This window comes from uncultured Aquimarina sp. (genome assembly GCF_947492115.1).
In the GTDB taxonomy this organism is placed as follows: Bacteria; Bacteroidota; Bacteroidia; order Flavobacteriales; family Flavobacteriaceae; genus Aquimarina.
The window spans coordinates 110,458-124,719 of record NZ_CANLMM010000007.1; the positions used below are offsets into that span (position 1 = coordinate 110,458).

General features: G+C 32.1%; 12 protein-coding genes. 5 read left to right on the forward strand and 7 right to left on the reverse strand.

What is annotated here, in order from left to right:
* Window position 1: 1 nt before the first annotated feature.
* A complete protein-coding gene (locus Q1A73_RS19430; protein ID WP_299608983.1) occupies window positions 2–2,641 on the reverse strand; it encodes a hypothetical protein in 2,640 nt (879 codons plus the stop codon).
* A 261-nt stretch (window positions 2,642–2,902) separates the two neighbouring features.
* On the opposite strand from Q1A73_RS19430, the gene Q1A73_RS19435 reads away from it, so the two are divergent.
* Together Q1A73_RS19435 and Q1A73_RS19440 are read left to right on the forward strand one after the other, a co-directional pair.
* Window positions 2,903–4,396, forward strand: coding sequence for a T9SS type A sorting domain-containing protein (locus Q1A73_RS19435; protein WP_299608985.1), 1,494 nt, complete (start codon window positions 2,903–2,905; stop codon window positions 4,394–4,396).
* Window positions 4,397–4,557: 161 nt separating this feature from the next.
* Window positions 4,558–7,197 (forward strand): carbohydrate-binding protein, encoded by a 2,640-nt coding sequence (locus Q1A73_RS19440; RefSeq protein WP_299608988.1) that lies wholly within the window; start codon window positions 4,558–4,560, stop codon window positions 7,195–7,197.
* A gap of 69 nt (window positions 7,198–7,266) precedes the next feature.
* Here the strand turns inward: Q1A73_RS19440 and Q1A73_RS19445 are convergent, their stop codons facing one another.
* The 6 genes from Q1A73_RS19445 to Q1A73_RS19470 form a co-directional block, all read right to left on the reverse strand.
* Window positions 7,267–7,962, reverse strand: a complete 696-nt coding sequence (locus Q1A73_RS19445; RefSeq protein ID WP_299608990.1) for an ABC transporter ATP-binding protein — start codon at window positions 7,960–7,962, stop codon at window positions 7,267–7,269.
* Window positions 7,963–7,967: 5 nt separating this feature from the next.
* Window positions 7,968–9,443 (reverse strand): DUF5687 family protein, encoded by a 1,476-nt coding sequence (locus Q1A73_RS19450; RefSeq protein WP_299608992.1) that lies wholly within the window; start codon window positions 9,441–9,443, stop codon window positions 7,968–7,970.
* 92 nt (window positions 9,444–9,535) lie between these two features.
* Window positions 9,536–10,201, reverse strand: coding sequence for a hypothetical protein (locus Q1A73_RS19455; RefSeq protein ID WP_299608994.1), 666 nt, complete (start codon window positions 10,199–10,201; stop codon window positions 9,536–9,538).
* Between the two features lie 27 nt (window positions 10,202–10,228).
* Window positions 10,229–10,849 (reverse strand): hypothetical protein, encoded by a 621-nt coding sequence (locus Q1A73_RS19460; protein ID WP_299608996.1) that lies wholly within the window; start codon window positions 10,847–10,849, stop codon window positions 10,229–10,231.
* Between the two features lie 38 nt (window positions 10,850–10,887).
* Complete coding sequence (locus tag Q1A73_RS19465) at window positions 10,888–11,637, reverse strand: hypothetical protein (protein WP_299608999.1); 750 nt, start codon at window positions 11,635–11,637, stop codon at window positions 10,888–10,890.
* Window positions 11,622–11,960 (reverse strand): PadR family transcriptional regulator, encoded by a 339-nt coding sequence (locus Q1A73_RS19470; RefSeq protein WP_299609002.1) that lies wholly within the window; start codon window positions 11,958–11,960, stop codon window positions 11,622–11,624. The genes Q1A73_RS19465 and Q1A73_RS19470 overlap by 16 nt, the downstream gene beginning before the upstream one ends.
* A gap of 201 nt (window positions 11,961–12,161) precedes the next feature.
* Between Q1A73_RS19470 and Q1A73_RS19475 the strand changes: the two genes are divergently transcribed.
* The 3 genes from Q1A73_RS19475 to Q1A73_RS19485 all read left to right on the forward strand — a co-directional run bounded on the left by Q1A73_RS19475 (window position 12,162) and on the right by Q1A73_RS19485 (window position 14,262).
* Window positions 12,162–13,214, forward strand: a complete 1,053-nt coding sequence (locus Q1A73_RS19475; protein ID WP_299609005.1) for a ferredoxin--NADP reductase — start codon at window positions 12,162–12,164, stop codon at window positions 13,212–13,214.
* A 70-nt stretch (window positions 13,215–13,284) separates the two neighbouring features.
* Entirely contained in the window at window positions 13,285–13,734 is a 450-nt protein-coding gene (locus Q1A73_RS19480) for a BLUF domain-containing protein (protein WP_299609007.1), read from the forward strand.
* A 120-nt stretch (window positions 13,735–13,854) separates the two neighbouring features.
* Complete coding sequence (locus Q1A73_RS19485) at window positions 13,855–14,262, forward strand: hypothetical protein (RefSeq protein ID WP_299609009.1); 408 nt, start codon at window positions 13,855–13,857, stop codon at window positions 14,260–14,262.

Below are 14,262 nucleotides of genomic sequence, written 5' to 3' on the forward strand. Positions count from 1 at the left end.
ATTATTCTGATTCTATTTTAGCCTGTACATAGCTATAACTGTCTAAATTCTTATGAATTTGTAAAATTCTATAATTAGGCGAAGCAATGATAAAGAACTCCTTATCCACTTTCGGATAATACTTTTTCCTTCTATTCCATTTAGTCAAATCTACACCTCTCGTATCCTCTATTTTACCAAGAATTAAAAGTTCCGCTAAACCTTCTGCTCCCAATTTATCTCTTTTGGTATGTACTACAACAAATTGTTCATCTTCTGTATACACATCTAAAGAGACCGTCATTTTATCATAACGAAGATCTTTAATAATAGCTTCTAATCTTTCCTTCAGTTCTTGTGCTTGATTATCACCAAATCGCGAAAAAGCGTACACTAATTTATGATTATTTTCCTGATCTACTCCTTCTGTTACGAAAGAACTGTTTTGTATTTGAGGAATTGTAGTTTGATAAATCAGTTGCGCTTTCTTCCCTTCTGGACTCTGAGGGTAATTTAGAGATACGTAATTAAGTGCTTCTTTGTAGGCTTCAAACCCACGATAACGACCAACAGCCTGGGCTTTTAACAACTCAAATTTTGGAACAAAATCCTCTCCTCCAAACTTTGTTATTAATTCATCACTTTCCTTGATAACTTGTGCATATTTCTGATCTCTAAAATCTTTGTACAATCTATTATACATGGATTCTGGACTATCTTTGTCATCTTGCAATGCTTCATCTGGATTTTGAAGTATTTTAGCGTATCGAGAATCTCCGTGATTATTGATTATATCTTGCTTAATCGCGTTGGATTTTGCAACATCCTCTTGTACGAGATAAATCTTGTATAGATTATATTTAGAAGGAATTATAAGTCTTTCTTCTGGATTACTTTCTAATAAATTTTCAAACTTATCCGTTGATAAGCCATACTCTTGGAACTTTTCTTTATAAATAACTCCTAACTGATAGTAGGCAAAATTCCTATCCGTTTGCAGACTATCAATTATTTTTTGATCCGTTGGTAGTTGTGTTATATAAGTTTGTGGATCAAATGTTGGATCTGTATCAATTGAATATTCTTCCTGTTGAGATTGTTCTTCACTAGAAACTGCACTTGGGTTTGTAATACTCGATATTCTCCAATTATCTTGTAGTTCTCTATTTCCAAAAATTCTTTTGAAAGCTGTTTTACCGTAAGCAACAGTAGTAGGGTTGTAAAAATAAAACGTTCCTCCTGCTTCAGGATTAGGACCTCCTGGTTGGCCTATTGCGGTTCTTGGCTGATTAAACCTTTGCTCATTTGGTAATTCTCCTTTTATCCTTTCTATTTCAGCTGCTTCTTGCGCTGCAATCGCAGCAGCTTTTAATTTCTCGGTATACTCAGAGTAATATGCTAAACGCTCTTCTGGAGACATCGCTACCGCTTTTAGAATACTATCGTTAGTCTGTGCTATTGATTCGTATAATATAACATCGTCCAGATTAACACGCTTCTTCTTCAGTACACGATACTTTTTAGAGTCCACAACCATACGTTCTAACGTACTATCATAATAAGCTCCAGCAACAGCATATTCTTTGTCATCGAAATTAATGTCGCCTAGTGCCTTATAATTTAAAGATTGTAAATGCCTGTCGTCAGTATTTGTTCTTAATGACTTATTGTAAAATGCTACTGCGAGATCTATAGAGTCTAAAGTATTAAAGTATACTGCTTTCTGATTATAGATTTTATCTAGAAAAGGTCGATTTTCTCGATTCTCCTCCAAATCAGTTAGAAGTTCTAGAAACTCTTGCTTATTTCCTGTTTCGTAGTTGAAGTTTCGCGCCTTTGCCATGTAGGCATTAAGCATATATCTTCTAGGAGTTTTCCTATTAAGCTCAATCACTTGATCAAAAGCATAGTTTGCACTGTCTTTATAACCTAATTGATTTAATAGTTGTCCTTTGATGTATAAGTATCTCCCTTTTTCTTCATTATTCTTAGAATGTATAGCAGCCTTGCTAATATAGGTAACCGCAGAATCTTTCTGCTCCAGATTTATATATGCTTGCGCTATCATAGCTACTGCATCAGAATAATCCTGAGCTTCCATATATTCCTCTTCCACCATTTTCATTAAATCTTCAATTGCTTTTTCGTTATTATCTAATCGAAGATTTGCCTTTGCTCTCCATACTTTAGCATGGTTGATATTATTACTGGTAGGATATTTATATAAAATGTAATTAAAGGCTTCTAGGGCAGGAATAAATCTTTGTTCATTATATCTGGCTTTTCCTAAAAGCAAAAATGCTTCATCGATTTTAGGATTTCTTTCTCTATCATCGATAAGCATACTATGTTTCTGAATTGCTTTAGCAGCTTTTTCCTCAGCTTTATCAAAATTCTGGTTTAAAACTTCATTAGGCAGCCTTACATCTTCACTAACTATCAGTCTTTCTACGGGCAGAAGTTCCCAAAAATTATCTTTATATGTCTGAACAATATCTTGCTTTCCTTTGTCAAAAGCTACTCTTCCATTATACAGCGTATTATTCTTGGTGGTTACATCATGCCAAGCTCTGTTGGTCCATTTGTCCTTTTTACGCGAACAACTAAACCCAACAACAATCAGGAAAAGTATAACGATGATCTGTGATAAATTTTTGCTCAAATCTGAATAATTTATACGCTGATAACTAAAAAACTTACGTTTTAGTACATCAGAGCGGCACAAAATACGGTGTGAAATGTAAAAATACATTTCTTTCTGTAAAAAACACTTTAACCTTCTATTTTTTTATCTATTTGGGGCACTATACTACCTTTTATATGATATCATAAAAAAACGAATACTAATTTGACCTTGTCAAATTCTATTTTAAAGATTTTCGAGACAAGAAAGATATAGATATTACCCTTTTACAGTCATCTCATGAAAAACTTACTACTTACTCACAAATTCCTCAAATTGTTATTCCTTTTTCTTATTTGCACTCAAACCAATGCCCAAAAAAGGGTTGGTGATCCAGGTGTAACCTTCGATGATAGTAAATACGACAATAGATATCCTCAAATACTGGAATGGCAAAAAGCTGGAGTAAGAGGTGGAATACCTTATTTAGACGACATAAGAATTTTTACAACCCTCAATGGCAATAGTAATAGTTCTCAGATAAATCAAGCAATTAACGATGCCGCTAAAGAAAATGAATTAGTCGGAGTTTTACTAAAAAACGGTACATACACTATCGATAATGCTGTAAAACTGAAATCCAACGTAGCACTTATTGGAGAAAGTCGAAATGGTGTTCGATGTATCATTAATATGAATAGTGGTAACGGATTTAGATTTGATAATGTAAAAAATGCTGGAATTTATAGATTAACTATTGAAGGTAGTTGGGGGACTCCGAAATATAAATGGAATTATAGTCTATCACAAAATGACGAACTTAGAAATATAGATAATATATCCGTAAAAATCGTACGATCTGAAGATTGTTGGCTAGACAAAGTAAACATTTATAATTCGGCAAGAGATCCTATCAGAGTTCCTTCTAATCACATTACACTGCGTGATTTGGATGTCAAAGGTGCTCATAAAAAAGCTGGTGGTGCACAAGGATATTTTTTTATTCAAGGGGCTTATAATTTAATCACAGGTTGTAAGGTAACTCACCTACGACATATTTCGCTTCAAGGAGGGAATGTAGAATACAATGTGGTTTATGATAATGACTTTAGACAAGAAGTAAGCTTTCATAGTGGCGATGCTGGAAACAACCTTATAGAAAACAACAAAATTACATTACCGGCAGACATGTCTCCAGTGAGTGAGGATGAACTTTTACCTGATGATCCAAGAGAGATCGCTACTAACAAACCAGTATATTTTGCTATTATGGGACCTTGGTCTACACAACACGATAATTCTGAAAAACCTAATTTCATAATCAATAACAGTTGTCTTCAATTAAATCATGATTATGGATCTGAAACACCTTGGTCTCAACCTGGCATCTTATATAAAGGACCTCTTAAATTAGGATTAACCATAAACGAAAGGATACAAAACTTTCCAGAAGTATCTTCTAACTTACATCCTAGCGGAGAAACTTTATATCCCATTGATAATGCAATGTTATTATCTACGGATGATCAATTTATAAGTGATTTAGATGTTACTTTATATCCTAATCCAACAAAAAAAACGTTTTTTATCAATCTTAATAATACTTCAAAAACTAAAGTTAACGTTGAAATTAGAGACATTTTTGGAAAGCTCGTAAAATCAAAAAAAGGCATACATACAGGTCAATTAAATCCTATACAAGTAGATAACTTATCATCGGGAATATACCTAGTGCAGTTTACTGATTATAAGAACAATCAAACATCTACTAAAAAACTAATTATCAATCAATAATATCACTCGATAATCTCAATTTTTATTTTCAACATACCTTATGTTTCTTTATAAAAAAATACATATACTCAACCAGAAGGTACGTATACTATTTAGTGGGTCTGCAGTCTGTTATAAATTCTTAGTCTTGTGATTAACTATTCATAACAAACAAACTCAACATGAACAATTTTAATTTAAAAAGCGGCATACGTTGCTTACGGCTACTTATTTTAATTATTTACTTACCCATTTACGGACAACTTAAGGTTGGTGATCCGGGCATCAAATTTGATAATACTAAATACGACAGTAGATACCCACAAATAAAAGAATGGCAGAAAGCTGGTGTACGAGGAGGAATTCCATTTTTAGAAGATATTACCATTGTTAAAACACTTAATGCGGGAGCCTCGAGTAATCAAATAAATCGGGCTATTAGTGATGCTTCAAAACAGAATAAACTTGTGGGTATTCTTCTTAAAAATGGTACTTATACCATTAACGAAGAGATCAGGATGAAATCTAATGTAGCACTCATTGGAGAAAGTAGAAACGGAGTGAAATGCGTTATCAAAATCAATAACAAAAACGGATTTAGATTCGATCGCGTTAAAAATTCAGGGATCTATCGTCTAACTATCGAAGGAGGTTGGGGAACACCAAAATATAAATGGAACTATGGTATTTCCAAAAACGATGAACTCAGAAATGTAGACAATATTTCGATTAAAATTGTACGATCTGAAGACTGTTGGATAGATGAAGTAAACATCTACAATTCTGGTAGAGATCCTATTAGAGTTCCTTCGAACCATATAACCTTAAGAGATTTAGATGTTAAAGGTGCTCACAAAAAAGCAGGAGGTGCACAAGGATATTTCTTTATTCAAGGAGCTTATAATTTAATCACAGGTTGTAAAGTAACGCACCTGAGACATATATCGCTTCAAGGAAGTAATGTAGAATACAATGTGGTTTATGATAATGACTTTAGACAAGAAGTAAGCTTTCATAGTGGTGATGCTGGAAATAACCTTATCGAAAACAATAGAATTATACTTCCTAGTGACATGTCCCCAGTAAGCCGAGATGAACTGCAACCTAATGATCCTAGGGAAATTGCGACTAATAAACCTGTTTATTTTGCTATTATGGGACCTTGGTCTACTCAACATGATAATTCTAAGAAGCCTAATTATATTATCAATAATTCCTGCGAACAACGAAACCATAATTATGGATCTTCCACTCCTTGGTCAGAGAGAGGAGTTCTTTATAAAGGTCCTAAAAAACTAGGGTTATCTATTAATGAAAGGATTAACAACTTTCCAACAGTAAATCCTTCACTTAATCCAAAAGGTAAAACGTTATATCCAATTATCTTAGGAGATGAAAATGAAGCTCCTGATGTTGAAATTATATCACCATCTAATAATACAGTCTTTAGGAAAAATGAGAAAATTACTATAACTGCAACAGCTTCTGATGATAAAAAGATAGAAGGAGTAGAATTTTATGTGAATGGAAATGCAATTGGAAGCAAAAATAAAGCACCATTTCAAATAGAACATATCTTATCCGTTTCCGGAACATATACATTGACTGCAAAAGCTACAGATAATGATGGTTTAATGACAACTTCTGATGCTATTAAAATTACTGTAACAGAAAGTCCTGAAATAACAATTCCTGGAGCATTTGAAGCAGAAAACTATGATACTAAATCTGGAAGTGTTAAAATAGAAAACACGCCTGCATCAGATGGTCAAAATATTGGATTCATAAGAAACAATGATTATGTCGAATACAACGTAAATGTTACAGCATCTGGAGAGTACAATATCGATACCTATACTTCGAGTAATGGTAGAGGCGGAGAAATACAGATATATGAAGCAAATAAATTAGTTGGAAGTATAACTGTTCCTTTTAGTGGTGATTGGCACTCTTATAAAAAACAATCGACACAAATAAACCTTCAAAAAGGCACTAAAAAACTGAAATTATTATTTAAAGGAACTAATGGATATCTATTTAATGTTGATAAAATAAATACTACATTCTTAGAACCTTTAGAAACAACAATTGCCTTATCTCCTGTTGATGACGCCTATTTACAATACACTTCGCGCTTTAATAACAATATTATCAGAATCGAAAAAGGAAAAAGAATTGGTTATCTTAAATTTAATCTTTCTAGTATTGGTGGAAACATTAAAAATGTAAAATTAAAATTTAATGTAGCAGAAGATAGCGGTAAAGGAAATCTAAGAATATACAAAGGAACCTCTAATCAGTGGAGCGAAGAAACAATTTCTAACACTAATAAACCAAAGCTGTCAGACCCACTTGGTAGCATTAATGGAACTTTTGATATCAATACCTCTCATACCATTTCGTTAGATCCTGGAGCTTTTGACAAAGGTCCTATTTCATTGATTTTACTATTAGATTCAGGGAACGATTTTGCCTTTGCTTCTAAAGAAAATCAAACCAAAGGCAAGCCAGAACTGTTAATCACGTATATCAAAACATCCACAAATCATTCCAATACTATTTCAGAAGAAGACCAAAAAGGGAATACAGAAATCGAGGTATTTCCTAACCCCACACGAGATATGCTTACAATTTCGGGTGGTAAAACAAACAAGCTTATTAAAATATATAGTATGTCTGGTAAGATTGCTAAAGAAGTTGTACTTAGAGAAGATCGAAGAATAATAGACTTATATGGATTACCTTCTGGTTATTACCACATACATGTTGTTGACATAAATAAAGGCACATTACTTGCCAAATCAACTATCATAAAAAACTAAACTTTTAAACAAAAGATCCGTTTGGTTTATATAGATATTAAACCAAACGGATCTTATATATGAGGCTTTTTATTTATTAAAATGCTCTTCCAATTCTTTCAAAGTTTCTTCTGACGTCACCAAGTCCTTTACTACTTCTCCTTTATCTAACACAACAATACGTTCACATACCTCTGTAACATGCATTAAATCGTGACTAGAAACTAACACCGTTACATTAGGATCTGCTGCCAAGTCTTTAATTATTTTCTTTAAACGAATCTGTGTTGTCGGATCCAGATTCGCAAATGGTTCATCCAAAATAACTACTTCTGGATTCCCAATAAGCGCAGCAACAATTCCTGCCTTCTTTTGATTACCTTTGGATAGGTCTCTTAAATATTTTTTTTGACCTAGAATTTCTCCATGAAAAAAGTCTTCAAAATTAGCCAGTAAAGCATCTACATCTGCTTTATTTTGGCCTCTCAATTCTCCTATGAAATAAAAATATTCTTCGGCAGTAAGATATCCTATTAAAAAAGTTTCGTCGATAAAAGCAGCAGTATTAGATTTCCATTCTTCGCTCTCACTTACTTTAATTCCGCTATTTTCTATATATCCCGTTGTGGGTCTGATAAGATCCAATAAAGCACTAAACAAGGTAGTTTTTCCGGCTCCATTATTTCCTACTAATCCAAAACTGTCACCTTTAGGTATTTCTAAATTTTCGATATTCAATACGGTATTAGCTCCGTATTTTTTTGTTATATTATGTACTCCTATCATCTTCCTTATTTTTTTTGTTTATACGCCCAAATGGTTGCGTATTTTTCTGTTTTGTAAATTTTTTCGATTTTGTCAAAAACCATATTTCTAAAAGCAAAACCTGCTATCCCTGCTACGGCTACTAATGCATAACCCGCATAAGGATTATAAGCATAATGACCTATTGCATACAGAACTACAGGTAATGCCAACTTTGGTAATGAAAGCATCAATGTTTTCATATTAAAAGATTGCTTATCTCCAAACGCCTTTTTATTACTGGTAAGATCTATAGGTGTTTTTACATAAGCTCCAGCCAACAATACTACATGAGCATTCAATCCCATATTATAAATTCCACCAACAATAACCGCCAAATAGGCTTCCCATCCAAAATACAGGTAACCCGAAGCCAAAATGACAGAAACAAATGTTGCCATTACCATCAGCCACCATTTGGAGGATAAATATTCTCTATATTTAATATTCTGGCTCATCATCAATGGATAATAAGAACTATCCCAACTTGGAACAAATTGACCAAAACTCAATAAAAATCCACCAGACACAAATATTCCTGCAAATATTCTCCATACTGGACCATCGTATGCTTCTACGGCACCTGTAAAAAATAATAGCCCGTAAAAAAGAAATAGCACACTAACAATTACGGTAGATCGCGCTCTTTTATTCCTTTTGATCAATTTAATGTCATTTTTAAGAAATATAGCTGTTTTCCCAAAACGATCTAACCAATCCAGATTTTCTGTCTTTACATCTTTAGATTTTGTAGCCAAACCTTCATCTAAATATAAACCACTTACAAAAGATTTGAATGCTGTTATATAAAGAATGACTGCTGCAACTATCGGTAATATGAACAAGTACAAAGTATCAGATAATCCTTGGAAAAATGGTGCTGTATATACGGTGATATCAAAATATCCAAAATAATGCAATCCTCCTAAAATCGCCATAACGCTTCCTATCCCATAGATCAAATTATCCTTATTATTTAATAAGATATTTAGAAAGTTATTGGCGTAAACAAGTCCAATTAACCCTAGATTCCAGAGTAGTACATTAAGCACAGGAGCATCTCCTTTAGAGATTAGTAGTATGGAAAATGGAACAAAAAAGAATGCATGAATGATATTAAAAAAAGATAGCATCGTCTTGCCCATTCCAAAAGACACAATTTTACTTTTATTAAACGGCAAAATAAGTAGCGGTTTAATATTTATTACTGGCATTTTTTGTAATGCATACCTAAAAATAAGATCAAATGCCCACCAATAGATCAAAAATTTATTTACTACCGTAAGAGGATTTTGGCATAATTCCTTTTCGGCATATTTGTATACCAAAAAACTTCCACCCATCATCATAAGGATAAAGTATACTGCCCAAAATCCCATAAAGATTTTCATCCAAACTCCAGATGAAGCAGAAGCAGATCTCCAGAAAGATTTCCACTGTAAGGATATAAAGTGTTTAAACATAGTTGTATTAGTTTTAGAAGAAGTAGGAAATACTTCTTACATTATTTAGTAAACAAAAAGTAAATTTTGTTACAAGTTTGAAAGAAAAATCCTTAAGCTTTTACCATTGGATAGTCAGAAATCACCTCATTAACAAGGTGTTTCTTAAGCTTGGCGTATGCTAATATTGCTATCACAGAAAAGCTTAGTATACCACTCAATACTAGAACATTATTATATTTATTGAAAAATGTAATAATTACCCAAAAAGTTATTGTAGGAACCGCCATAATCATTTGAAGATATTCTAATATTTTGATAGTTAAAAAACTATAACCTTTATTATACATCTTTTTTAAATATCTATTAGTATTGTATGAACCTTGAAATATTAAAGAGATATTTAGTAGTTGTGCAATCAGGCTATAGGTGCTCTGTTCCACCTCAAAAGTTTGAAACGTAACCACAAATCCAATAAAAATACAAATGGTAAGAAGTATTTTCGGAAATGAAAAATAGTTTTTTAATCCATTCGTATAGATTCGAAAAAACTTTCTTAGCAACACTTTCTTCTTTTCAGAAGTAATCTGTTTTAATCCTTTTTTACCATCAAAACCTTCAAGAATTTCTTTTGTTTTTTCCTCAAAAGAAACAACGTTTTCTTCCTCCAAAGCAATAGCGAAATGATCCACTAACTCTGTCTGAACATCGTAATATTTGACTCCATTCTTTTTTATAATACGATACAATTCTTTTATATGATACTCTTCCAATTTCATATACTTACTTTTAGTCCTTTCTACTATCTATGCCAATTGCATACGTTTTTTATAAAAAATTACTAGTGAAATCATTGTTTTTAAACTTCCAACAAAAAATAGTGTTAGCACTCCAAGATAAATGTAGTAGAATGTTGAAGGTTCTTTTAAATGAGGAATAAATTGATAATTAAAAGAGAAGAATACCGTTATTAAAACTCCAAAATTTCCAATAAATGAAAACTTCTTTTTCCCAAATACTATCAGCGGTATAAATGCTACTAATACTAATAAAAATGTCGGAAATAAAGAACCCCAAACACTATCTATATAAAAATACGAGTAAATCTCATTAAAAATCCAAAAACAACCTATACTACCTAAAAGTACCTGCCATGTCACTAAATTCTTCAGGAGTTTTATAGAGACACTTTTAAATATCTTCCAATTAAATGGTTTGCTTCCTTCTTTCACCAACGATGCCTTATGTGCTACCATATATTCTTTAAAAATGTGATAGAAATCTCTGGTATCTCCCTCATTCATTCTATGCTCAATTTCTGAAGCGACGTGATCAACCATTTCAATTCTTACATCTTCATAATGTATATCCGAATTCCACAAATATGTATCTATAAATTGTATGTCTTCTAATGTTAGTTTTCCCATGTTTGTCAGTTTTTATTCTCTAAATACGATCAGTTTTCTTACGCTGCTGTTAACATTTGATATTGTTTGTCATATTGTTTTATGAATTTTCGATACCCTACAAGACTGATCCAAGTGTAAAACACAGCCATAAGTGTTAAACCAAGATATATACGTTGATATAGTAATGTTTTGACAAAATCTTCATCAAGTTGTTCTACTATGGTTAAAATATTAGGAAAATATAACATCAATCCTACCCAAGAAGAATAAACAACCAAGGCAAGTGATGTATTCTTTCTTCTTTTATATTGTTGTATCCAAACATAAATACAAGGGATTAAAGTTAATATCACTCCACCCAACATGATCCACTTTATTTCAAAGTATTCTGAGAAAGAAAAAAGTATTCCCGTACAAAGTAAGAATGGCAATACAATCTTATAGTTTCTTAGCACATCTTTTACCGTTTCTAAAGTTGTTCTTCTTATTTTTTTTGTGATATGCTTTCTTTTTTCAATTAGCAACTTTTTATAACCTCGACTATCTTCATAGATAGATTTCCCTGATTTGTTCGCTCCTATATCCCAAGCATAAAAAGACACTTTATTCCCAAAACTCTTATGTACTTGTTCCATTGCAGATTCAAAAGAAATACCTTCTTTCATTTTCTTTTCTACTTCGCAAACAATATGATCCAATAACTCTATCTGTACATCCCAATATTTAATTTTATGATGTACAAGATAATTCTCTATAAACTGAATTTGATTTTTTGTTAATCCTCCCATACTTAGCTTATACTCCACTTTGGGTTAATAATTGTTTGCATCGTACGAATGTACTCTTCTAATTCTGTTAACCGATTCGCCGTTTCTTTGGTTCCTTTTTCGGTTAATTTGTAATATTTGCGCAATCGATTATCTACTTTCTGCATTTCTACATCTAGTAAACCTTCTGCTTCTAACTTATGTAATGCTGGATATAATGCACCTTCGGTGATGTTTAATTCTCCCTTAGTAATTTCTTTTACTTTTTGTGTAATCTCATAGCCATACATCTTATCACTTTCTTCTAAAAGCTTTAAAATAATGGTGTTTAAACTACCTTTATATAATTTAGAATTGCCCATAACACTATTTATTAGGCATCAAATATATACATAATTTTCTTATGCATAAGTTTTTTAGGTATATAAATTTATCCCAAAACCACTCTATGGTGTTTTGCATTTAGTATTTTTGCGCAAAAATTAATATTGAGAAATTAGAATTCTAATATGCTCATCTGAAAAACCTTAAAAAGTTTTCGACTTACTATTTACTTTATTGCTATGTCAGATTTTCACACACTAACTATTAAAGATATTACTCGCGAAACTCCTAAAGCTGTTTCTATTGAATTTGATATTCCCAGCACACTGTCCGATGCCTATAATTTTATCGCAGGACAGTATATTACTATTAAGACTGTTGTAGATGGGAATGAGATAAGAAGAGCTTATTCTATATGTTCGGCACCCAAAAGTGGATCTCTTCGTGTAGCAGTAAAAGAAATTGAAGGAGGTACTTTTTCTTCGATCGCTAATAACAAACTAAAAATTGGTGATACTTTAGATGTACATACTCCAGAAGGTTCTTTTCTATTGGAATCTAATCCAACTGCTCAAAATCATTATGCAGCTTTTGCAGCAGGAAGTGGAATCACTCCAATCATGAGTATGATCAAATGTGTTCTAGAAGAAGAACCGAATAGCAGCTTTGTATTAGTATATGGTAACCAAAATCCAACGGAAACTATTTTTCATAAAGAACTTTTAGCCTTACAAGTCAACTATCCTGATCGGTTGTTTGTAGAGTTCTTTTATAGCAGAAGCCAGGAAGATGGTGCTCGTTTTGGAAGAATAGAAAAGTCTACGATCAATTTTATCACTAAAAATAAGTTTAAGGACACTACGTTTAAAAGTTTTTACCTCTGCGGTCCAGAAGCTATGATCAACACAGTTACTGAGGTTTTAACTGAGAATAATATTGCCAAAGAAGATATACATTTCGAATTATTTACCAGCAGCACAGAAACAACAGAAATCGAAGCTGATTTAGATGGTCAAACTAAAATTACAATATTGGTTGATGATGAAGAATCTTCTTTCGTGATGGATCAGAAAAAAACCATATTAGATGCTGCCTTAGAAGAAGATATCGATGCTCCGTATTCGTGTCAGGGAGGAGTTTGTAGTTCTTGCATATGCAAAATAACCGAAGGTAAAGCGGTAATGGGTAAAAACAGTATACTTACCGATGCTGAACTAGAAGAAGGATTAGTATTGGCATGCCAGGCATATCCAACATCATCTACGATAAAAGTTGATTTTGATGATGTTTAAGAGTATCTTTATATAAAGATCTTTACTCGGTCTTTTTATAACATTAAACCACAAATTACATCATCTTTTTATGGCTCCATTGGCTTGTGTCCTGTATTTAAGTATTGAAAACGAATCTTTTAATGAGACCTCTTTACATCAATTAGTTTACAAAGCGCAAGAAGAGAATAAAAATCACGGTGTCACGGGATTTCTCTACTACAAACAAAATCACTTTTTTCAGTATGTAGAAGGGAATCAATTGGATGTTAATAATTTATTAAACAGTCTAAAAAAAGATACACGACATAAAATTTTAGAGTGTATTTATGATGATCAACTTCATGCAAGAAGGTTTCCGAATTGGAATATGGGCGATCTAAAAACCAATCAGTTAATGCAAATCAAGTTTGAAGATCTAATCATCGAAAACTTACTGTACAGAAAGGTCCGTAACAATTCTCCAATTGCGATTGAAAACCATAATCTTTGGAAGCTGATTGATAATTTAGCTTTCTTTCAAAATTCGGATCTGCAATAATGGTATAATTGCATTTTATCGGTAATATTTGTTTTTTATCGGTATTTTGTGTTTCTTATATTTTCCCTTTCTTGAAAAAAGGATACAAAAACTATCTTTCTGATAATAAAAGTAGTACAGATGTTTATCGTAATTAACAACAATAAAATATCCAACTTTTTTCTAGCTCAACATATAGAAAAATCCCAAAATATATCAAAAGGGTTGTTTTTTGAAAACACCGAGGATGCTTGTGATTATCTAACTCCTCTACACACTATTATTTCAAAGCCTATCTATATATTCATTAATAAGGATATGCCCCATATTAATGGTTGGGAGTTTCTAGAAAGATATGCTTTCGTAGAAAATAACAACTACAATATTCATATTGTTTTAATGACAAAGAATGAACTTGACATTGAAGAAGAGATAAAAATAAATAACTATCCTAACGTTATAGCAAGGAACATTTCTGAAATCGACAATCTATTTATAGATGATTTTGTTAGCAAAATGCATAAATCATTTTTATTAAAAACAGTGTAA